This is a genomic window from Aromatoleum evansii, assembly GCF_012910805.1.
GTDB classification, from domain to species: Bacteria; Pseudomonadota; Gammaproteobacteria; order Burkholderiales; family Rhodocyclaceae; genus Aromatoleum; species Aromatoleum evansii.
The window spans coordinates 18,524-40,205 of record NZ_WTVK01000040.1 but is presented as its reverse complement, the minus strand read 5'-3'; the positions used below and the strand labels follow the sequence as shown (position 1 = coordinate 40,205).

Here is a 21,682-nt window from a genome sequence, read left to right as displayed (position 1 = left end):
TCGCCATGCAAACAGAACCGAACCGGTCCGGCCCATCCGCCGTCGAGCTGCCATCCCTCGAGTTCGAGTTTCAGCCCATCGCCGACATCGGCGGTGCCAGCGTCTTCGGCTACGAAGCCCTTATGCGTGGTCCCGCCGGCAGCCCGCTGCGCGCCCCTGAGGAGCTGTTGCGGCTCGCGAAGCGCGAAGGACGGATGGTGGAGCTTGAGCAGCGGGCATGCTGCGGCGCGATCGCAGCCTTCGGTACGCTAGGTCTTCCCGGGCGTCTGTTCCTGAACGCATCCGCGCCCGCGATCGAGGAGCTTGCCCGCGACGGTGGCGCGATCCTGCTGCAGGCCGCCACCGCTGCAGACGTCGTAGCGTCGCGAATCGTACTCGAGCTCACCGAACACGAGCGAGTCGAAAACGTCGCCGCGCTGCAGAGGGCGATGGAGGTGCTCGGCGCGCACGGCGTCGCGTTTGCGATCGACGATTTCGGTGACGGCCGTTCGAGCTTGCGCCTTTGGGTGCAGCTGAGGCCGCAGCTCGTCAAGCTGGATCGGTTCTTCGTGCAGGGCCTGCAAGGCGACGCCCGCAAGGTGGAAGTGATTCGCGCCGTCGTGCGGCTCGCCGACGTGCTCGGCACGCCCCTGGTCGCTGAAGGCATCGAGGACGTCGGCGAACTCGCCGTGTTGCGCGACCTCGGGTGCCAGTATGCGCAGGGCTACTGCATCGGGCGGCCGTCTGCTTCACCGGAGGCAGCGCTCGCCGATGCAGTTGCGGCGGTATTGCGCTCGCCGAAAATCGCGGTCATTCCGACGGATTCACCACGTCGAGTCGGATACAGCGTCGAGCGGTTGCGCGTCGAGGCGCCCTCCGTTCCTCCCGACCTGCCTTGCGGGGAACTCTTGCGGATCTTCAACGCCAACCCTGCGCTGCACGCGATCGCGGTCGTGAGCGACAGAAGGCCCGTGGGGCTCGTAAATCGGCGTGATTTCGTCGAACGCTACACCCATCCGTTCCACCGCGAATTGTCGAGCCGACTGTCCGTAAGTCAGTTCATGAATGCTGCACCACTCTGCGCCGAGGCGGACGCGCCGCTCGATTCGCTCGTAAACGTGCTGACCGGTGAGGATCAGCGCTATCTGCATGACGGTTTCATCGTGACGGCCGGCGGCCGATACTCGGGCATCGCCACCGGGGAGAGCCTCGTGCGCGCGATTACGGAACTGCGGGTCGAGGCGGCGCGCCACGCCAATCCGCTCACGCTGCTCCCCGGAAACATTCCGCTGACCGAGCATATTGGGCGCCTGCTGGACGCTGGACGACCGTTTGCGGCCTGCTATTTCGATCTCAACAGCTTCAAGCCGTACAACGACCTGTATGGCTATTGGCGCGGCGACGAGATGATCAAGCTCGCCGCGCGGGTGATTGCCGCCCGCTGCGCCCGTAGCCTGGACTTCGTCGGCCATGTCGGCGGTGACGATTTCGTTGTGTTGTTCCAGAGCGATGACTGGAAGGAGCGCTGCGCAAGCATCGTCGAGCAGTTCAACCGGGAGGCCCGAGCCCTGTTCGATCCCCGCGAGTTGGAACAAGGCGGATTCTTCAGCGAGGATCGCCGCGGATTTGTCGCCTTCTTCCCGCTTACGACAATCGCGGTCGGTCAGGTCATCGTGACCGCCGGCCGCTTCCGCGATCCGGAGGAAGTCGCCATTGCCGCAGCTGCGGCGAAAAAGATCGCGAAGGTTTCGAGCGGCGGCCTGCATCGGGAGCTCAACGCCAAGATCATTCCGCTGCGTGGACGCGCGGAAAGCATGAACGGAATGAAGTCCGGCGCGCTAAGCGCAGGATCGCCGGGTTCGGCAAGATGAACTCCAGCCATCCTTGTCTCCCCCATCTACTCCGAGTCGCGGTTATGGCATTGCTCGATGATCTGGGCGCAGGCTTGGTGGAATAGCTCGCTCACCCATCTCGTGACCGAGCAGATCCGAACGGGAGAGGGCTGATGCTGCCCTTCGTCTTCACGACGGTATGCGCAGGAATCGCGGTGGATGGCACGCGGCCTGCGCTTCATCGGAATGAATGCGGCTCGCGTCATCGAGAATGTCGTGAAGGATCTCCGGCACCTCGAAAAGGGCGCGATTGTCGATGCGGCGCACACTGGTGCGGAACTCCTCGAGTCGGCTCAACAATTCGGCGACGGCGCGGTCGATCGTGCGGAAGCTGCCGTGGACGATGCCGAGATGGTTGTCGCGAACCCACTCGGCGTTATAGCGCTCCTGCGGCATGGTCCAGGCGTTGTCCACGATGATGACAGGCAGGCCTTGCTGCACGGCTTCGCTGATGCTCCCCGGACCGGGTTTGCCGATGAAGAAATCCGCGAGTCGCATGTAGTAGGGGATGTCCGGGCTGAATTCGACGACGAGCCTGGGAGCCCCCTGCGGCAAGGCGCGTAGCTGGCGGGCGAGTGACTTGTTGTGGCCACAGACGAGGATCAGTTGCGTCGTTTCGGCGAGCTTCCGCGCGATGCCCAGCATCGCTTTCGACCCATGGCCGCCGAAAAGGACGATGCCCGTCGGCCGCAACGGGTCGAGTCTGTGGCGGCGCAGCTCCCGAACGCGGTCGAAATCGCTCACTTCATAGAAATCCGGCCGGATGATCATCCCCGAGGTCGCATGAATGCGCTCATCGGCATGCCCCAGGGCGCGGGCCTGCTCGACTGCCTTGGGTGTGCCGCAGATGAAATGCTGGGCCTGATCGGGTTCGATCCAAAAATTCGGGGGAACGTCGGCGAGATCGGTGAGCACCGTTACATAGGGCACGCCCGGTAGTGCTGACGCAACACTCTCGAACATCGCGCGATTGAAATTGGGGACCAGTGAAACCACCAAATCAGGTTCGGTTTGGGCCCAATGTTGCTGGAGCTGCTTCACGAGGGGGCCGTGAGCGAGCCGGATGCAGGTTTGCAGCAGCTTGAGTTCCTGGGCCATGCCGATCGTCCATCCGCGCGCCAGGCGTTTGTTGTACCAGTCTTCCGGAGCGCTGCCGGTGATGGCACGAAACCGGTTCTGTGGGTCGAGGACTTCGAAGAGATTTACGAGCCGCACCTGCCAATCCGGCTTGCGCTCTCGCAGCACGGCGCCGAGGGCAACGGCGGTGGCGCGATGCCCGCCCCCGGCATTGAAGTAGATCAGGTCGACGGTTTTCATCCTTGCTCCGGGTTTCGTGGGCTCGGGAGATCCAGGGCGTGCAGCAGCCGGCTGCAGAATTCCTCGGGGGAGGGCACGATGCATTCCTCCGGGACGTCGAAGGCGTCCTTCAGGCGCAGCCGGTCCTCCGCACCGTAGGCCACGACGAAGGGGCACATCGCCGCCCCGATTGCGGCCCGATAGTCGCTGTACTCGTCACCGCAGGCATAGGCACGGGCGGGGTTGACCGCATAGCGTTCCCGCGTGCGCCGGAAATGCGGCGTCTTGTCCTCGCGCAAGGGAAGGCAGAGGAGAAAATCGAATTCGCGCGTGTCGATCCCGTGCCGGCGGAAGAGGCGGGAAAGCGTTTCTTCCGGTTCCATGGTGACGTTGCGCGTGACCATGCCGATGCGCACGTCGGGTGTAGCCAGAAGCGTCCGCAGCAATGACTCAATGCCGGGGTACAGGGAAGCCTCGTACCGATAGAATTCGGTCAAGGTCGATAGCAGGTGCTTGCGGCTTTGCTTGCCGAACTGGCGCCGCAGGTTGTTCGGAAATTCGCGCAGGCCGCCAAGGTATTTGAACAACTTCCGACGCTTCTGGAATCGCTCGAGGTCACCGAGAGCCATGCCGTGGCGAAGGAAACTTTGTTCGACCGCATGGAACGCGTCGATGGTCGTGCCATCGGCATCGAAGATCACCAGACGGTCGCGATTTGGATAAGTCGTCACAGGGTCAAGCTATCCAACTGGTGTGACAGAGCAATGACAAGTCCTTCAGAAATGCTCGCGGCGGATCGCCCGCCGCGCGGTGCAAGTGTCATCCACAGGACCGCGCAATGCGGAATCGCCATGACGACCAGGGCGATGGCCCAGCGCGTGGGATCGGGGGAGGCGAGGCCGTTCTGGAATCCTGCGTGACCAGGCCTTTCGGACGGAACTCACGGTCGAGCCGACCGGCAGAAGGGAGTCAGAGCAATAGTTGCCGTTCCTGCATGGACAGGAATTGCCGTTTCGCGCGGTCACGCGCAAGATCACGGTTGATCTGCGTTTGCTGCCTGCCGAACGCGTCACGATCGGCGACGCTGCCCTGCGCCGCTTCGACCGAGCGCCGGCAGCGCCACCGGTAACCGAGTCGGGTGAGATAGCGGCACATGTCCGCGCGCGGGTGGTGAATGCGACAGCAGTGACAAAACAGCGTTTCCGACATCGAATTCAGCTTTTCCATGCGTTCGAATGGGTTTCGGCAAGAGATTGCATTCAATGTTCGCCGAACGCTGAGCGTTCGCCTTTGGTTCGGGGAGGATTGGATGCAGCGAGGTCGTCCCGTGCGATTGCCGCTATGCCGCCCGAGGGAGCAGGGATCGGGCTTTGCGCTGCGGGTTGTCCCGGAAGGTCGAGCGCCAGCAAGCTGCCAGGCGATGAGCGGAGGCTCCGCCCGGCGCGGTGTAGCAGGACGTTCATTGCGAGACCGTGGCGGTCACTGCATCCGCCTGCCACGGATAGAGCCAGTCGTCGACGAACATCTCATCGATGATTCGTTGCAGATCGAAGAATCTCCACCTCATTGGCGCTCCCGGGGGTCTGCGATGACTGACGGTGCCCACCCTATCAAGGGAATATGGCAATCGCGTTTCAGTGGGGTGACGCTCGCGCGACCAGGGAGTGACGGCATTTTCGCCCGGATCTTCACTGCTGGCCGCCCTGTCCTTCCATTCAGTCTCTTCTGACGATCCGATCGTGGCGAATTCTGCGATTTCCGAGCTGACCGAACTGGAAAACGTCATCGAGGCGGGGAATCGCTACCTCGAGACGCGCGTCGTGGCCGAGATCGATGGCGGCGGAGGAGCCCGATTCCCGCTCTACGCGATCGCATTGGGCAATCCGGACCGTGAGGTGCCTGCGATTGGCTTCTTCGGCGGCGTGCACGGGCTCGAAAGGATCGGCGCCGACGTCGTGATCGCATACCTGAAACATCTCGTGATGCGCTTGCGCTGGGATTCCACCCTGCATCGGCAGCTGGAGTCGGTTCGCCTCGTATTCATGCCCCTCGTCAACCCTGGCGGCATGTGGCGCGGCACGCGCGCCAACCCAAACGGCGTCGACCTCATGCGCAATGCGCCCCTCGACGCGCACGAGCGCGTTCCGCTGCTGCTCGGCGGACAGCGGATCAGCTCCCGCTTGCCCTGGTACCGCGGTCATCGAAACAAGGCCATGGAAACCGAGAGTCGCGCCCTGTGCGACATCGTTGTCCACGAACTGCTCTCAAGGGACTTCAGCATCGCGCTCGACTGCCATTCCGGATTCGGCCTGATCGATCGCATCTGGTTTCCGTACGCTCACACGCGCACACCGCTGCGCCATCTCGCGGAAATCCATGCATTGAAAGAGATCTTTCGCCAGACGCATACGCATCATCCCTACGTCTTCGAACCGCAAAGTCGCCAATACCTTACCCATGGCGACCTGTGGGATTTCCTGCACCTGCGCGCGTGCGAGACCGACGGGCGGGTTTTCCTGCCGCTGACGCTGGAGATGGGGGCGTGGTTGTGGATCAAGAAGAATCCGCGCCAGTTATTCTCCCGTCAGGGCATCTTCAATCCTCAGGTCGCACACCGGCAGCAGCGCGTGCTTCGTCACCACCTCTCGCTGCTGGATTTCCTCTCGCGGGCGACCTGCAGCTGCCGGCTGTGGCTGCCCGAGGGGGACGCGCGCACGAACCATCATGCACTTGCGCTCGACCACTGGTACCGGTGATACGGTGAAGACTTGGATCTTCCTCCGGGGCCTTACGCGGGAAAGTCGTCACTGGGGGGACTTTGTAGACGTTTTCCGGCGAACCATGCCGGACTCGCGTGTGGTGACGATCGATCTGCCCGGTAACGGTTCGCTGCATCGCCTGAGCAGCCCTTCCGACGTGCGCGAGATGGCCGCCTATTGCCGGAAGACCTTATCGCGGCTCGGCATAGAGCCCCCCTACAACCTGCTCGCGATGTCGCTCGGTGCCATGGTCGCCGTGGCTTGGGCGCATGCGTGTCCGGGCGACGTCGCCCGCTGCGTGCTGATCAATACCAGTTTGCGACCGTTCAGTCCCTTCTATAAACGTCTGCGCCCGCGCAGCTATCTTCCGCTGTTGAAGCTGGCACTGTTCGGGGGAAGCGGGCGCGAATGGGAGGAAAGGATCCTCGCCCTGACGAGCCGGCTACGCGTCGGCGCGGCAGACGTGCTGGATTCCTGGATTGTGTTCCGCACGGAATATCCGGTCACGCGGAAAAACGCGTGGCGCCAGCTTCGCGCGGCTGCGCGATTTCGTGCCCCCGGCGACAGTCTCGGGACGCCCGTGTTGATTCTTGCGAGCCGTAACGACGGACTGGTTCACGCAGATTGCTCCCGGGCGCTTGCTCGCGCGTGGAACTGTGCGATCAGAATCCATCCCCGCGCGGGGCACGACATACCGCTCGATGACGGCCCGTGGGTTGCCGCGCGGGTGCGGGAATGGGTGGCGCGTTCCGATTGTGCCTGCGACGCCGAATGAAGGGTGGCCTGCCCCTTGGTGCGATCCGGCAGTTGTGTCGGCCTGGCCGTGTCAGGCGACACCGTAAATTGACCCCGGCATTGACTCATCCGTAGTGTTACCGGCTAGGTTTCCGTCACGAGCGCGACATGCAAACGAGTGTCGGGACGGACATAGCTGACATCGACCGTATTCATGTTGATCGCGCTCAGGCGGCCGGCGCAACGGGTACGTTACGGTCGTGTGGCGATTCTGTGATGTTGTCCTTCAACCGGCTGTAACGAACCGGCGTCACGCTGACGGAATGAAACGCGTGCTCATGATTTCGGACGTCTACTTTCCCCGGATCAACGGTGTCTCAACGTCGATTGAAACCTTCCGCAGGGCACTGCGCGAGTTCGACGTGGAGGTACGGCTGGTCGTGCCTCGCTACGGCAACGAGGTGGAGGAGGACGGCGTCGTCCGCGTACCGGGTCGTTCCGTGCCCCGCGACCCCGAGGACCGGATCGTGGCTTGGCGGGCAATTCGAGACGCGGCACTTCGCGAGGCGGAGCAGTGCGACGTGGTGCATGTGCAGACGCCGTTCCTGGCCCACTACGCGGGACGTATTGCCGCCCGCGCGCTCGGACTTCCGCTCGTGCTGACTTATCACACGCTCTTCGAGGAATACCTGCATCACTACGCGCCATTCGTTCCCAGACAACTGCTGAGTTTTCTTGCACGCAAGGTGTCGCGTGCGCAATGCAACGAGGTCGACGCGGTAATCGTGCCCTCCACGGCAATGCGCGATCGGCTGCTGGCCTACGGGGTCCGGACGCCGCTTCAAGTGCTGCCTACCGGAATTCCTCTTTCGCGGTTCCAGAACGGGAATGGCGATAGATTCCGACACGCGCGGGGGATATCCGCAGCTACGCCCCTGGCGCTCTTCGTCGGGCGCGTGGCGCACGAAAAGAACATCGGATTCTTGCTCGACGTCGCTCGCGAAGTGCGCGCAGCCGTGCCGGACTTCCTGTTGGTTATATGTGGTGAGGGGCCTGCGCTCGCCGCTCTTCGGCGGCGAGTGGCGCACGATGGGAGCGAAGCGTTTGTCCGTTTCGTCGGCAATCTGCAGCGCCCCAGAGCGTTGAGCGATTGCTACGCGGCGGCCAACGTCTTCCTGTTCGCGTCTCGCACGGAAACACAGGGCTTGGTGCTGCTCGAAGCAATGGCGGCGGGCGTGCCGGTCATAGGGTTGGCGGCGATGGGAACCATCGACATCTTGGCGCCCGGGCGGGGGGCTATCGCTGCGGCAGATAACGTGAGTGCGTTCAGCCAAACCGTGATCGGATTGATGAGGGACCAGATCCGACAACGCCAGCTAGCCGGTGAGGCGCGGCGGTTCAGCGCAGAATGGACGGACATGGCCATGGCCTCGCGACTGGCATCGCTCTACGCAGGGCTGTGGTGCTCTCCGAGGTCTACATCCGGTAGGCCCGACGGACCTCTCAAAACTCCGCCGTAGTTCCGCGCCGTTAATGGGTTTGGCGCGACGTTGTTTTGAAAAAAAATGACGTAAGTGTTTGAGTTATTGGCCTGTCGCCCAGTCTTGTGGCTCCAGCTGTCATCAGTTTGATCCCAGACGACCCTAGGCGTCTGTTCTATTTTCTTGCGCGATTTTTTTGCCCTTTTCGCGTAAAACGTCCTGCCCCGCGCATTGTCCGGGCGGCACTTCCGTCTGCCTGAAATTCAAACCGTTGCTGACGGGATTGGAATATTTCGGGCCTTCGAGCTCATAATCCGACGTTCGAATTCGACCCAAGAGGAGGTTTACCATGCCGGAAATGCCCGACGTGGAATCCGTCAGGGAAGTGCTGCGGCAGGTTATCGACCCCGAGGTCGGGGTCAATATCATCGATCTCGGCCTCGTGTACGGCATAGACATCACCCCCGGGCAGATTTCAATCCGTCTGACGATGACCTCGCCTGCGTGTCCCATGGGCGACATGATCATGAGCGACATCGATGCGGCACTGGATGCGGCCCTGCCGCCGGAGATCGGTGTCGTGGTCAATCTCGTGTGGGAGCCGCCATGGTCCCCGGAGATGATGAACAAGGATGCGCGCGGTCATTTCGGTTGGTAAGCATGCACTACCGGGTACGCGGGGGAGCTGGGGCAGGGAGGGTGCGTGGTGAGTTCTGATTCGCGGAACGTTCCGCGCGTGCCGTTGCTGGTGCTGGGGATGCTGTCACTCGTGCTTGGCGTCGGTGCGGGGTTGGCACGCCTGGGTACGGACGTGCCGGCACCCGCGGCGGCGCTTGCCGGTTGGCATGCTGCCTTGATGATCTGTGCATTCTTCGGGACCGTCATCGGGCTAGAGCGGGCGGTGGCGCTGGGGCGTGCCATCGCCTATCTGGGACCACTGCTTTCCGGCATCGGGGGCGTCGCGCTGCTTGCCGGCTTGCCCTTGCCGTGGGCGCAATCGCTGTTCGTCCTCGCGTCATGCGTGCTCGTCGGCGGCGCGATCGCAGTCGTGCGCCGGCAGTCGGCATTGTTCACGCGCACGCTGGCGGTCGGGGCTGGGTGCTGGCTGGCGGGAAACCTGGCCTGGGCCGCAAGTGGCTCGATCCAGACCGCGATTCCGTGGTGGCTCGCGTTTCTCGTCGTCACGATTGCCGGTGAGAGACTCGAGCTCACCCGTTTTCTCCCCGCGCGGCGCGAGGCAGCGCCACTTTTCCGCATCGCCATCGCGACAACGCTCGGCGGCGCCGTCGCGGCGTGGTTCTCGTCGTACGGGCTGGTGTTGTTCGCTGCCGGACTCTTGGCGCTATCGCTGTGGTTGCTGCGCTACGACATCGCGCGGCATAACGCGCGACAGCGCGGGCTCGTTCGCTACATTGCGCTCTGCCTGTTGTCCGGCTATGCGTGGTTGGCCGCAGGGGCGCTCATCGGGCTCGCGGGAGGCTTCGCGCCAGGTCATCCGCTGCGCGATGCGGCCCTGCATGCGATCGCGCTCGGTTTCGTATTCGCGATGGTGTTCGGACATGCTCCGATCATCTTCCCGGCCATCGCGCGGGTCAGAATTCCCTATCATCCGGTGTTCTATCTGCCGCTGGTGCTGCTTCATCTCTCACTCGTGGTCCGCATCGCGGGGGGCATCGGCGGCGGCGAAGCAGGGGCGCTGCTGCGCATCGGAGGGATGGCCAACGCGTTCGCGCTTCTCCTCTTCGTGCTGACCATGGTGGGGAGCGTGCTGCGCGGCCGGGGCGCCGGGCGGGGCTGAGGTCGAGCGATTCCGGGCACGCTGAGCGGGTACTCGCTACATGCGTATGAAATGTGGCAGCCCGCGCTGCGGCCGCTACCGCCGGTCGGGTTGGGGCCGGTGCGTTGCAGTATGTATCGGAGGCCGCAGGGGCCGACCAGGTGGGCGTGCGACAGCTGCTAGAATTGCAGCCCCTCCTGATTCACTGCATAAATTCTGCCTGAGAAATGAAAAGACTCGAGTCGGCCTTCGAACACATGCTCTTCGCCAGCCGCTGGCTGATGGCGCCCGTCTATTTCGGACTGATCCTGGCCTTGCTGGTGCTGCTCGTGAAGTTCGGCAAGGAGGTCTGGTTCCTCTTCAGCCACATCATGAGCGCGACTGGCTCAGAGATGATCATCGGGGTGCTGTCGCTGGTCGACATCGCGCTGATCATGAGCCTGCTCATCATCATCATGTTCAGCGGTTACGAGAACTTCGTGTCGAAGATGGAGGATCTGCATTCGCACACCGACCGTCCTGAGTGGATGGGACATATCGGCTTCTCCGACCAGAAGATCAAGCTGATCGGTTCGATCGTGGCAATTTCGGGTATCGAGCTGCTGAAGGCCTTCCTCAACGTCGATAACGTGAGCGACCGCCATCTCGCATGGATGGTCGGGATCCACGTCACCTTCCTGGTGTCCGGCGTGCTCTACGCCTTGATGGACCGCCTGCAGGGCAAGGGGCACTGACGCCCCGCATCTGTCCGGTCCGTGTGCCGGGAGGAGGCAGCCGTTTTCCTCGCCCTCCGCCGGGAGCCTAGACCTGCAGGCGTTCGAGCAGCTCGCGTTCGACCTGCAGGATCTGGCCGTCGAGAGTGAGGCGCGGCCCGCTGATCAGGAAGGTGTCTTCGGCCCGCTCGCCCAGTGTCGCGATCTTTGCCGTGTGCAGACGAATCTCGTAACGTGCGAGCACCTCGGCGACGGCGAACAGCAGGCCGGGGCGGTCGGCCGCGACGAGGGACAGGATGAAGTGCTTGCCCGGTTCGTCGGGCTGGATGCTGATCTGCGGGGTGATCGGGAAATGCTTCATCTGGCGGGAGAGCCGGCCCTGCGTCGGGCGGTCCGGCGGTCCCGGATGTTTGAGCCGTTCGGTCAGGTCATGCTCGAGTAGCTGGACGACGTCACGATAGTGTGCGGCATTGCCCGGATCCTGCAGGATGAAGCTGTCGAGCGCGTAGCCATGGCGCGTCGTGTGCACTTTGGCGTCCAGGATCGAGAACCCGAGCCGGCCGAAGAAACCGGTCATGCGTACGAACAGGTCCTTCTGGTCGGGCGTGAACACCATTACCTGCACGCCCTCGTCGCCGTCCAGAACCCGGGCCTTGACCACCGGTTCTTCGCTCAGCGGACGGAAATAGAGGACGCGTGTATGCCAGGCGATTTCCTCCGCGGAATGGCGCATGAAGTAGACCGCATCGAGCTGCGTCCATAGTGCTTCCTCGATGCCGGGGCGCAGGCCGTGATAGCGGAGCAGCCCGCGGGCGTCCTCCTGGCGGTCGTCGAGCCCCAGCGCCTGCTGGGGGGTGGCGCCGCGCAACAGGCGCTGCGTGGCGAAGAACAGGTCCTCGAGCAGCTTGCCCTTCCAGCCGTTCCAGACCTTGGGGCTTGTGCCGCGGATGTCCGCATGCGTCAGGAGGTAGAGGGCCGTGAGGCGCCGTTCGGTCTGCACCGTGTCCGCGAAGCGGCGGATGACCTCGGGATCGGAGGTGTCCTCCTTCTGGGCGACCTGCGACATGGTGAGGTGGTGTGCGACCAGCCATATGACGAGATCGGCGTCCTCCGGCGGCAGGCCGTGATGCTCGCAGAATTCCCGTGCGTCGGCCATCCCGAGCTGGGAGTGGTCGCCACCGCGCCCCTTGGCGATGTCGTGGAAGAGGGCGGCGATGTACAGCAGCCAGTGGCGCTCGAATCCCAGGATCAGGCGCGTCATCAGCGGGTACTCGTGCGCGTGCTCGCCCATCGTGAAGCGGCGCATGTTGCGCAGGACCATGAGGATATGCTGATCGACCGTGTAGACGTGGAACAGGTCGTGCTGCATCTGGCCCACGATGCGCCGCCACGCAGGCAGATAGTGGCTCAGGATGCCGTACTGGTTCATCCGTCGGAACTCGTGCACGATTCCGCGTTTCTGCTTCAGCAGCTCCAGGAACAGCGCACGATTGGCCGGATCGGCGCGGAAGGCCGCATTGATGCGGGTGCGGTTCAGCCACAGTGCGCGCAGCGTCCGCGCCGTCATGCCCTTGAGTTCGGACCGCTGCTGTAGTAGCAGGAAGCACTCGAGGAGCGCCTGCGGATAGCGCTCGAAGGTGTCTTCGCTGCGGATGTCCAGCAGTTCGCGCACTGCCTGGAAGCGTTCGTTGATCCCGAAGGCGGCGCCGCCCCGGTTGGGGAAGATCTCGGCGCCATAGTTCTGCAGCAGGATGGTGTTGGTCTGCGTGACCTTCTTCGCATTCACATAGTAGCGCTGCATGAACACTTCGGAGGCGCGCTTGGCCGCCGTCGCCTCGATGCCGAAGGCGCGCGCCAGCTTTTCCTGGTGGTCGAACAACAGGCGATCCTCGGCCCGACCCGTCAGGTAATGCAGGCGGATGCGCACATGCTGCAGGAAGCGCTCGATGCTGCGCAGCTCGCTAGCCTCCGCGCCGGTTATGAGCCGCCGCCGCGCCAGGTCGCGCCAGTTTCGGCCCAGTCCCGCTGCGCGTGCGATCCAGCCCAGCATCTGCAGGTCGCGCAGGCCGCCCGGGCTCTCCTTGCAGTTCGGCTCGAGCGAATAGGGCGTGTCGTTGAAGCGCGCGTAGCGGTTTTCCTGTTCGAGTTGCTTCGCCTTGTAGAAGGTGCGCACATCGAGCTGCTCCCGATAGCGTCGGGCGAACTCCTCGAAAAGATGTGCGTTGCCGTCGAGCAGCCTGGCCTCCAGCAGGTTGGTCTGGATGGTGATGTCGTCCTCGGCGGCTTCCAGGCATTCGTCGGGCGTGCGCACGCTTTGGCCGATCTCGAGGCCGACGTCCCACAGCGCCCCGATCAGGGTGCTGATTCGCGCCTGCAGCGGGTTGTCGGCCGGGGTCGGCAGAAGCACCAGCAGGTCCACATCCGAGTGCGGAAAGAGTTCTCCACGTCCGTAGCCGCCCACGGCGAGCAATGCCACGTCGCGCGGCATGGCGCATGCGCGCCAAAGGTGCACGATCGCCTCGTCGACCAGCTGGGCGCGCCCCTTGAGCACGGTCGACGTCGCCGGATGGGCCTCGTAGGCGGCGCGGATGCGGGCATTCCCGTTTGCGAGGCGCTCGCGCGCATGCGCCAGCGCCGCCTGGAAGTCATCGATCGACATGGCGCTCATGGCTTCCTCGGCATGTGGGCTGTTACCGGACGGATGGCGTGGCGATCGCAGGGGCGGGCGGGCAGCCCGGCGACAGGGTCAGGACCTCGAAGCCGGTATCGGTCACGAGTATGGTGTGCTCCCACTGCGCGGACAGGCTCCGGTCCTTCGTGACGATGGTCCATCCGTCGGGCAACTCCGAGATTGCCGCCTTGCCGGCGTTGATCATGGGTTCGATCGTGAAGGTCATGCCAGCCTGCAATTCGGGCCCGGTGCCCGCCTTGCCGTAGTGCAGCACCTGAGGCTCCTCGTGGAACTTCGCGCCGATGCCGTGACCGCAGAATTCGCGCACGACCGAAAAGCCGTTGCCTTCAGCGTGCTTCTGGATGATGTGGCCGATGTCGCCGAGCCGGGCTCCGGGCTTCACCACCGAAATCCCCAGCCACAGGCATTCAAGCGTCACCTGGCACAGGCGCTTGGCGAGAATGGATGCGTCTCCGCCGACGATGAACATCCTGCTCGTGTCGCCGTGGTAACTGTCCTTGATCACGGTGATGTCCAGATTGACGATGTCGCCTTTCTTCAGCGCCTTGTCGCCGGGGACCCCGTGACACACCTGATGGTTGATCGAGGTGCAGATGGACTTCGGGTAGGGCGTGTATCCGGGCGGCGCGTAGTTCAATGGCGCCGGAATGGCCTGCTGCACGTTGACCATGTAGTCGTGGCAGAGGCGGTCAAGTTCGCCCGTGGTGATGCCCGGCTTGACGAAGGGTTCGATGTAGTCGAGCACTTCGGCCGCAAGGCGGCCGGCAACGCGCATTTTTTCGATTTCGTCGGGCGTCTTTATGGTGATGCTCATTTTCTGGGGTTGGTACGCAAATGAGAAAGGCTAGCGCATGGTGGGAGTTGCGGCAAATGCGGGCCGCGCCGCCTGTGCGTGAGCGGCATGTCTATCTTGAGCGGGGTGGTGCGAACCTGCTATCATCACGGGCTTGGCTGCCAATGGTGGCAGGCAAAATCCACACGCCCGGCAGAATGCCGTGAGGGTCCGTCGAACAGCCATGTGCTCGGGACGGTTCGGGTCATCCTCGAATGACCATGTCGGGCGGAGGCTCAACCCTTATAGTTCGGAGTAGTACAAATGTCCGTCACGATGCGTCAGATGCTGGAAGCCGGCATCCACTTTGGTCACCAGACCCGCTTCTGGAATCCGCGCATGGCCCCCTACATCTTCGGCCAGCGCAACAAGATCCACATCGTCAACCTCGAGAAGACGATGGTCAAGTACAACGAGGCGATGGACTTCGTGCGCAAGCTGTCCGCCAATCGCGGCACGATCATGATGGTCGGCACCAAGCGCCAGGCGCGCGAGATCATCGCCGAGGAAGCTCGCCGTGCAGGCATGCCCTTCGTTGACGAGCGCTGGCTCGGCGGCATGCTGACCAACTTCAAGACCGTCAAGCAGTCGATCAAGCGCCTGAAGGAAATGGAAGCGATGGTCGAGGACGGCTCGATCGAGCGCCTGTCCAAGAAGGAAGCGCTGATGGCGTCGCGCGAAATGGAAAAGCTGCAGAAGTCGATCGGCGGCATCAAGGACATGGGCGGCCTGCCGGACGCGCTGTTCGTCATCGACGTCGGCTACCACAAGATCGCCATCACCGAAGCCCAGAAGCTCGGCATCCCCGTCGTCGCGGTGGTCGATACCAACCACTCGCCCGAAGGCATCAACTACGTGATCCCGGGTAACGACGACTCGTCCCGCGCGATCCGCCTCTATGCCCGCGGTGTTGCCGACGCCGTGCTGGAAGGTCGTAGCCAGGTTCTGCAGGACATCGTCGCCGCCGGTTCGGACGAGTTCGTCGAAGTCGACGAGTCGTCGTCGGACGAGCAGGCCTGAGTTTCGTCGGCCCCGAAATCGGGGCCGATATGCATACGAATTTGAGGAGTTAGCATGGCGGAAATCACCGCAAGCATGGTCAAGGAACTGCGCGAGAAGACCGACGCGCCCATGATGGAGTGCAAGAAGGCTCTGGCCGAAGCCGCTGGCGACATGGGCAAGGCCGAGGAAATCCTGCGCGTGAAGCTTGGCAGCAAGGCCACCAAGGCGGCGTCGCGCGTTGCCGCCGAAGGCGTCGTTGCGATCAATATCAGCGCCGATGGCAAGCTCGGCAGCATCCTCGAGATCAACTCGGAAACCGACTTCGTCGCCAAGAACGACGAGTTCCTGAAGCTGGCTGCCGATTGCGCCGCCCTGGTCGCCGAGCGCAATCCGGCCGACGTTGCCGCCCTGTCGGCCCTGCCGCTGGGTGACGGTACGGTGGAATCCGTGCGTGCCGGGCTGGTGGGCAAGATCGGCGAAAACATGACGCTGCGCCGTTTCGTGCGCGTCGAGGCGAAGGGCAGCCTGGCCTCGTACATCCACGGCGGTGCCAAGATCGGCGTGCTGATCGACCTCGTCGGTGGCGACGAGCAACTGGCGAAGGACCTGGCGATGCACATCGCCGCGTCGAAGCCGCGGGCCCTCGACGCTTCCGGCGTGTCGCAGGAACTGATCGAGTCCGAGCGCCGCGTTGCGCGCGAGAAGGCTGCCGAGGACGCCGCCAAGTCCGGCAAGGCGATCCCCGAAGACATCCTCGCCAAGCGTGTCGAAGGTTCGGTGCAGAAGTTCCTGAAGGAAGTTACCCTGCTCGGCCAGCCTTTCGTCAAGGACGACAAGCTCACCGTCGAAGCGCTGCTCAAGTCGCGCAATGCCTCGATCGCGAGCTTCACGCTCTACGTCGTGGGTGAAGGCATCGAGAAGAAGGTGACCGACTTCGCCGCCGAAGTCGCCGCCCAAGCCGCTGCCGCCAAGAAGTAAGAGGTCCATGATGAGTGTCGCCGCCTACAAGCGCATCATGTTGAAACTGTCCGGCGAAGCCCTGATGGGTGACGACGCGTACGGTATCAACGAAGAGGTGGTCAGCCGCATCGTCGCCGAGATCGCCGAGGTCACCCGCCTCGGCGTGCAGGTCGGTGTGGTGATCGGCGGCGGCAACATCTTCCGCGGAATGAAAGGCGCAGCGTCCGGCATGGACCGCGCCACCGCGGACTACATGGGTATGCTCGCAACGGTAATGAACGCCATGGCGTTGGCCGATGCGTTCCGCCGTGCCGGCGTCGAGGCGCGCGTGCAGTCCGCGCTGCGCATCGACCAGGTCGTCGAGCCGTATATCCGCGGCCGTGCCATCCGCCACATGGAGGAAGGCCGAGTCGTCATTTTTGCTGCCGGTACCGGCAACCCGTTCTTTACCACCGATACGGCCGCAGCCCTGCGCGGGTCGGAAATGGCTGCGCAGATCGTGCTCAAGGCGACCAAGGTCGATGGCGTATATACCGCCGATCCGCACAAGGATCCGCAGGCCCAGCGCTACCACCGCATCAGCTTCGACGAGGCGATCGGCCGCAATCTCGCCGTGATGGACACCACCGCGTTCGCGCTGTGCCGCGACCAGAAACTGCCGATCAACGTGTTTTCGATCTTCAAGGCGGGTGCGCTCAAGCGCGTCGTGCTGGGCGAAGACGAAGGCACGCTGGTTCATTCCTGAGGATTCGAGAATGATTGCCGAACTCAAGAAAACGACCGAGCAGAAGATGCACAAGTCGATCGAGGTGCTGAAGGCCGACCTGGCCAAGGTGCGCACCGGTCGCGCCCACACCGGTCTGCTCGATCACGTGATGGTCGAATACTATGGCAGCCCCGTGCCGATCAACCAGGTCGCCAACATCACCCTGGTCGACGCACGCACGATCGGCGTCCAGGCATGGGAGAAGCCCATGCTGGCGAAGATCGAGAAGGCGATCCGCGACAGCGACCTCGGCCTCAATCCGGCCAACATGGGCGAGATGCTGCGGGTGCCGATGCCGGCCCTGACCGAAGAGCGCCGGCGCGACCTGACGAAGGTCGTGCGCCACGAAGGCGAGAACGCCAAGGTGGCCGTGCGCAACCTGCGTCGCGATGCCAACCAGCAGCTCAAGGATGCGGTCAAGGACAAGGCGATCTCGGAAGACGACGAACGCCGCGCCCAGGACGACATCCAGAAGCTCACCGACAAGCACATCGCCGAGATCGACAAGCTGCTCGCACAGAAAGAGCAGGAACTGATGCAGATCTGATCCCCTCGGGATCGGACCTGTCGGCGGGATACAACGCGGGAGACGCTTGATGGCGCGTAAACCCTTTACCAGCTCCACGCGCGAAATCCCGGAGGTGTCGGGCGTTCCGCAGCACATTGCCATCATCATGGACGGCAATGGGCGCTGGGCGCGCAAGCGCTTCATGCCCCGTGTGGCCGGCCACGGCAAGGGCGTCGAGTCCGTTCGCGCCGTGATCCGCGGGTGCATGGCGAAGGGTGTGTCGCACCTGACGCTGTTTGCCTTCAGTTCCGAGAACTGGCGTCGCCCCGCGGACGAAGTCTCGTTCCTGATGCAGCTCTTCATGCGCTCGCTGCAGAAGGAAGTCGATCGCCTGCACGAGAACGGCATCCGCTTTCGGGTGATCGGCGATCTTTCGCGCTTCGAACCCTCGCTCGTCGACATGATCCGCCGCGCCGAAGCGCTGACGGCGCGCAACGACAGGCTTACGCTCACGATTGCCGCCAACTACGGCGGACGTTGGGACATTCTGCAGGCGGTCGAGCGCATGCTGGCGAAGGACCCGGAGCGCCGAACGGGGTTCTCGGAAGAGGATCTGAGCGCAGAGCTGTCGCTGAACTACGGTCCCGAGCCGGATCTCTTCATCCGCACCGGCGGCGAGCAGCGCATCAGCAATTTCCTGTTGTGGCAACTGGCTTATTCGGAGTTGTACTTCACGGATACGCTCTGGCCGGATTTCGACGAGAAGGCGCTCGATCTCGCGATCGCGTCCTACCAGTCCCGCGAGCGCCGGTTCGGCCGCACGAGCGAGCAGTTGTGTGCGGCGGAAAAGGCTCCGAATCAGGATGAGGTGGGCCGGAACCCGGCCGATCATGCTCAAGACTAGGATCATCACCGCGTTCGTTCTGCTGGGTGTCCTGCTCGGCGCGCTATTCTTCCTTCCGCCCTTCGGGTGGCTTGCTTTCGCCAGCCTGATCTGCGCAGGGGCCGCATGGGAATGGGGCGGGCTGGCACGTTTCGCGGGCGCTCGGCGTGCCACGTTTGCCGTGTTGATGGGGGCAGCCTGCTTGCTGCTCGGAGCCGTTGCCGGGCTCGCGAGCGATGCGCCGCAGCGTCCGGTCGGGCTTTTAGGTTTCTATGGTGTCAGTGCGGCGTTCTGGCTTGCCGTGGTGCCGTTCTGGCTGAAGCATAAATGGCGTTTGCAGGGGAATGCGAGTGCGATGCTGGTCGGCCTCATCGTGCTTCTTCCCCCTGCTCTTGCGATGGCGCATTTGCGCGCGGTCAGTCCGCTGCTGCTGCTGGCTGTGATTGCTGCCGTGTCGATCGCCGATATTTCGGCCTACTTCACGGGGCGGGCTTTCGGGCGGCGGAAGCTTGCACCGGAGATCAGCCCGGGAAAGACCTGGGAAGGGGCCGGCGGGGCGGTGGTGGGCGTCACGGTCTTCGGCTTCGTGTTGGCCCTGGGCTCTTCGCTGGCGATCACAAGCACTCCGCTCATCGCGGGACTGGTTCCGCTGCTGGCAGGGTTCACCGCGGTGAGCATCATCGGCGATCTGTTCGAGTCCCTGCTGAAGCGGCAGGCCGGACTCAAGGACAGCGGCACCTTGCTGCCGGGGCACGGCGGCATCCTCGACCGCATCGACAGCCTCACCTCAACCCTCCCGCTGGTGGGGCTCGCCGCCCTCTGGCTCGCAATTTGATCGATGCCTGATACGACAATGCAACGTGTGACGGTGCTAGGAGCGACGGGCTCCATCGGCATGAGCACGCTCGACGTCATCGCCCGTCATCCCGACCGCTTCGAAGCCTTTGCGCTCACGGCGCAGGAGAGCGTCGACCGGATGTTCGAGCTGTGTGTCCGCTTCTCGCCGCGCTTCGCGGTGATGGTGAATCCGGCCGCGGCTGCCCGGCTGCGTGAGCGGCTGCATGGCGTCGGGGGGAAGACCCATGTGCTCGACGGCGCCGATGCGCTGATCGAGGTTGCGCGCCACGAGGAAGTGGATGCGGTCATGGCGGCGATCGTCGGCGCCGCGGGACTCGCTCCGACGCTGGCCGCGGCGCGCGCCGGCAAGCGCGTGCTGCTGGCGAACAAGGAGGCGCTGGTTCTTTCGGGCGCACTGTTCATGGATGCCGTTGCCGCGAGCGGGGCGCAGTTGCTGCCGATCGACAGCGAGCATAACGCCGTGTTCCAGGCCCTGCCGCAGGATTTTCGGCGCAACGCCGATGAACGCGGTATCCGGCGCATTCTCCTCACGGCGTCGGGCGGACCGTTCCGTGAGCGGTCGGCGGAGAGCCTCGCCAGCGTCACGCCGGAGGAGGCCTGCGCGCATCCGAACTGGGTGATGGGGCGGAAGATTTCCGTTGATTCGGCGACGATGATGAACAAGGGCCTCGAAGTCATCGAGGCGCATTGGCTCTTCGGCCTGCCGGCAGAGCGCATAGACGTCGTGGTCCACCCGCAGAGCGTGATCCACTCGATGGTCGAGTATGCCGACGGCTCGGTCCTGGCGCAGCTCGGCAACCCGGACATGCGCACGCCCATCGCGCACGCCATGGCTTACCCCGACCGCATCGACGCAGGGGTGCGTCCGCTGGACCTGTTCGAGATCGCGCGTCTGACCTTCGAGCGCCCGGATTTCGAGCGCTTCCCCTGCCTCGTGCTGGCCTACCAGGCGCTTCGAGAGGGCGGCGCAGCGGCGGCGGTGCTCAATGCGGCGAACGAAGAGGCGGTGGCGGCATTCCTCGACGGGCGCCTTGGTTTCCGCGGGATCGCGGACGTGATTTCGGCGACGCTGGAACGCGCGCACGGCTTGTCGGTCGACTCGCTCGATGCAATCATCGATGCGGATGCGCGGGCGCGTGACATGGCGTGCACGGAGATCCTCGCCCGCAGCACGAGCCAATGAATCTTTTCGAATACCTGATCCCCTTCATCCTGGCCCTCGGGCTGCTGATCCTGGTCCATGAGCTGGGGCACTACCTCGTCGCCCGCTGGTGTGGCGTCAAGGTGCTGCGCTTTTCCATCGGCTTCGGGCGCCCGCTACTCAGTTGGACCGCGGGCGCCGATCGCACGGTGTGGGCGCTCGCCGTCTTCCCGCTTGGCGGCTATGTGAAGATGCTTGACGAGCGCGAGGGCGACGTCGCGCCCGCGGAGCTGCCTCGCGCCTTCAACCGGCAAAAGGTCGGCAAGCGTTTTGCGATCGTCGCCGCCGGTCCGATCGCCAATTTCCTCCTCGCGGTGGTGCTTTACTGGGGGCTCTTCGCGACCGGCACCGAGGAGCTCAAACCGCAGCTCGCGGTGACCGGTCCGGCGACGCCCGCAGCGGTTGCGGGAATCCGCGACGGCGATCTGGTGCTGGCGGTGGACGACGAGGCCGTGCGGAGCTGGCCCGAACTGCGCTGGGTGCTGCTGCGCCATGCACTCGATGCGCGCGCGATCTCGCTGCGGGTCCGCACCGCGGAGGGTGTCGAAACCTATCGGTCGCTCGATCTCACCGGCGTGAAGATCGAGGATGGCGAGCAGGATCTGATTGCGAATGTCGGCTTGCGGGCGTGGCGTCCGGTAATTCCGCCCGTCATCGGGAAAGTCGTCGAAGGTGGTGCGGGGGCACGCGCCGGCTTGCTGCCGGGCGACCGCTTCGTCGAACTCGACGGGCAGAATCTCGTGTCGTGGAGCGAGCTGGTCGAACGCGTGCGCCAGCGCGCCGGACAGTCGATCGCGGTGGTGGTGCAGCGTGGCGAGCAGCGGATCGAGCTGAAGCTGGTGCCGGATGCGGTCGATGAACGTGGCACCCAGGTCGGCAAGATCGGGGTGGCGGTGGCCGACGGCGGTGCGGGCAGGGAGGCGCTGTTTGCCGTTGTCCGCTACGGTCCGGTAGATGCGCTCGGTAAGGCGCTGGCGCAGACTTGGGAGACTAGCGTGCTGAGTCTCAAGATGATCGGGCGCATGATCACCGGCGAGATTTCGTGGAAGAACTTGTCCGGTCCGGTGACGATCGCCGACTACGCTGGCCAGTCGGCGAAGCTCGGCCTGGATCACTACCTGAAGTTCATCGCCCTCATCAGCATCAGCCTCGGGGTGCTGAACCTGCTGCCCATCCCGGTGCTGGATGGAGGGCATTTACTGTATTATGTGATAGAGATTATCAAGGGCGGTCCCATCCCCGAGCGCATCATGGAGATCGGTCAGCAGATCGGTCTGGTCGCGCTTGCGATGCTGATGGCGTTTGCCTTCTACAACGACATAACCCGTCTCATTTCCGGCTGACTCCC

General features: G+C 63.9%; 20 protein-coding genes. 15 read left to right on the top strand and 5 right to left on the bottom strand.

Annotated features, from left to right (window positions below):
* Nucleotides 1–5: 5 nt before the first annotated feature.
* Entirely contained in the window at nt 6–1,850 is a 1,845-nt protein-coding gene (locus tag GO615_RS19180; RefSeq protein ID WP_169130991.1) for a GGDEF domain-containing protein, read from the top strand.
* 150 nt (nt 1,851–2,000) lie between these two features.
* On the opposite strand, the gene GO615_RS19175 is transcribed toward GO615_RS19180, so the two are convergent.
* The 3 genes from GO615_RS19175 to GO615_RS19165 all read right to left on the bottom strand — a co-directional run bounded on the left by GO615_RS19175 (nt 2,001) and on the right by GO615_RS19165 (nt 4,394).
* The gene (locus GO615_RS19175; RefSeq protein WP_169130973.1) at nt 2,001–3,188 is read right to left on the bottom strand and encodes a glycosyltransferase; all 1,188 of its coding nucleotides are present in this window, start codon (nt 3,186–3,188) and stop codon (nt 2,001–2,003) included.
* Nucleotides 3,185–3,868 (bottom strand): HAD family hydrolase, encoded by a 684-nt coding sequence (locus tag GO615_RS19170; RefSeq protein WP_339380085.1) that lies wholly within the window; start codon nt 3,866–3,868, stop codon nt 3,185–3,187. Before GO615_RS19170 ends, GO615_RS19175 begins: the two co-directional genes overlap by 4 nt.
* A gap of 268 nt (nt 3,869–4,136) precedes the next feature.
* Nucleotides 4,137–4,394: a hypothetical protein gene (locus GO615_RS19165; protein WP_169130969.1), complete on the bottom strand. Its 258-nt coding sequence runs from the start codon at nt 4,392–4,394 to the stop codon at nt 4,137–4,139.
* 437 nt (nt 4,395–4,831) lie between these two features.
* On the opposite strand from GO615_RS19165, the gene GO615_RS19160 reads away from it, so the two are divergent.
* The 6 genes from GO615_RS19160 (at nt 4,832) to GO615_RS19135 (ending at nt 10,653) form a co-directional block, all read left to right on the top strand.
* Nucleotides 4,832–5,923, top strand: coding sequence for a M14 family metallopeptidase (locus tag GO615_RS19160; RefSeq protein WP_339380084.1), 1,092 nt, complete (start codon nt 4,832–4,834; stop codon nt 5,921–5,923).
* Nucleotides 5,892–6,701, top strand: a complete 810-nt coding sequence (locus GO615_RS19155; RefSeq protein WP_211167226.1) for an alpha/beta fold hydrolase — start codon at nt 5,892–5,894, stop codon at nt 6,699–6,701. Before GO615_RS19160 ends, GO615_RS19155 begins: the two co-directional genes overlap by 32 nt.
* 283 nt (nt 6,702–6,984) lie before the next feature.
* Nucleotides 6,985–8,181: a glycosyltransferase gene (locus GO615_RS19150; protein ID WP_169130962.1), complete on the top strand. Its 1,197-nt coding sequence runs from the start codon at nt 6,985–6,987 to the stop codon at nt 8,179–8,181.
* 319 nt (nt 8,182–8,500) lie between these two features.
* Entirely contained in the window at nt 8,501–8,800 is a 300-nt protein-coding gene (locus GO615_RS19145) for a metal-sulfur cluster assembly factor (protein WP_211167229.1), read from the top strand.
* A 78-nt stretch (nt 8,801–8,878) separates the two neighbouring features.
* Nucleotides 8,879–9,940: a DUF8744 domain-containing protein gene (locus GO615_RS19140; RefSeq protein WP_339380083.1), complete on the top strand. Its 1,062-nt coding sequence runs from the start codon at nt 8,879–8,881 to the stop codon at nt 9,938–9,940.
* Between the two features lie 206 nt (nt 9,941–10,146).
* Nucleotides 10,147–10,653: a TIGR00645 family protein gene (locus GO615_RS19135; protein ID WP_169130959.1), complete on the top strand. Its 507-nt coding sequence runs from the start codon at nt 10,147–10,149 to the stop codon at nt 10,651–10,653.
* 67 nt (nt 10,654–10,720) lie between these two features.
* Here GO615_RS19135 and GO615_RS19130 read toward each other — a convergent pair whose 3' ends face one another.
* On the bottom strand, nt 10,721–13,300 hold the full coding sequence (locus GO615_RS19130) for a [protein-PII] uridylyltransferase (RefSeq protein ID WP_169130957.1): 2,580 nt from the start codon (nt 13,298–13,300) through the stop codon (nt 10,721–10,723).
* 22 nt (nt 13,301–13,322) lie between these two features.
* Nucleotides 13,323–14,138, bottom strand: a complete 816-nt coding sequence (map, locus tag GO615_RS19125) for a type I methionyl aminopeptidase (RefSeq protein WP_169130955.1) — start codon at nt 14,136–14,138, stop codon at nt 13,323–13,325.
* A gap of 282 nt (nt 14,139–14,420) precedes the next feature.
* Here map and rpsB point away from each other — a divergent pair, with 282 nt between their 5' ends.
* From rpsB to rseP, 8 genes are read left to right on the top strand one after another with little or no spacing between them, the layout of a single operon-like run.
* Entirely contained in the window at nt 14,421–15,176 is a 756-nt protein-coding gene (gene rpsB, locus GO615_RS19120) for a 30S ribosomal protein S2 (RefSeq protein WP_169130953.1), read from the top strand.
* Nucleotides 15,177–15,230: 54 nt separating this feature from the next.
* The gene (gene tsf / locus GO615_RS19115; RefSeq protein ID WP_169130951.1) at nt 15,231–16,136 is read left to right on the top strand and encodes a translation elongation factor Ts; all 906 of its coding nucleotides are present in this window, start codon (nt 15,231–15,233) and stop codon (nt 16,134–16,136) included.
* Between the two features lie 10 nt (nt 16,137–16,146).
* Nucleotides 16,147–16,863 carry a UMP kinase gene (gene pyrH / locus GO615_RS19110; RefSeq protein ID WP_169130985.1) on the top strand — a complete coding sequence of 239 codons (717 nt, stop codon included), beginning with the start codon at nt 16,147–16,149 and terminating at the stop codon, nt 16,861–16,863.
* Nucleotides 16,864–16,873: 10 nt separating this feature from the next.
* Complete coding sequence (gene frr / locus GO615_RS19105; protein WP_169130949.1) at nt 16,874–17,431, top strand: ribosome recycling factor; 558 nt, start codon at nt 16,874–16,876, stop codon at nt 17,429–17,431.
* A gap of 49 nt (nt 17,432–17,480) precedes the next feature.
* Nucleotides 17,481–18,296 (top strand): polyprenyl diphosphate synthase, encoded by an 816-nt coding sequence (gene uppS / locus GO615_RS19100; protein ID WP_169130947.1) that lies wholly within the window; start codon nt 17,481–17,483, stop codon nt 18,294–18,296.
* On the top strand, nt 18,283–19,110 hold the full coding sequence (locus tag GO615_RS19095) for a phosphatidate cytidylyltransferase (RefSeq protein WP_169130945.1): 828 nt from the start codon (nt 18,283–18,285) through the stop codon (nt 19,108–19,110). Before uppS ends, GO615_RS19095 begins: the two co-directional genes overlap by 14 nt.
* A 3-nt stretch (nt 19,111–19,113) precedes the next feature.
* Nucleotides 19,114–20,316, top strand: coding sequence for a 1-deoxy-D-xylulose-5-phosphate reductoisomerase (ispC, locus tag GO615_RS19090; RefSeq protein ID WP_169130943.1), 1,203 nt, complete (start codon nt 19,114–19,116; stop codon nt 20,314–20,316).
* Nucleotides 20,313–21,677, top strand: a complete 1,365-nt coding sequence (gene rseP, locus GO615_RS19085) for an RIP metalloprotease RseP (RefSeq protein WP_169130941.1) — start codon at nt 20,313–20,315, stop codon at nt 21,675–21,677. Before ispC ends, rseP begins: the two co-directional genes overlap by 4 nt.
* Nucleotides 21,678–21,682: the final 5 nt, after the last annotated feature.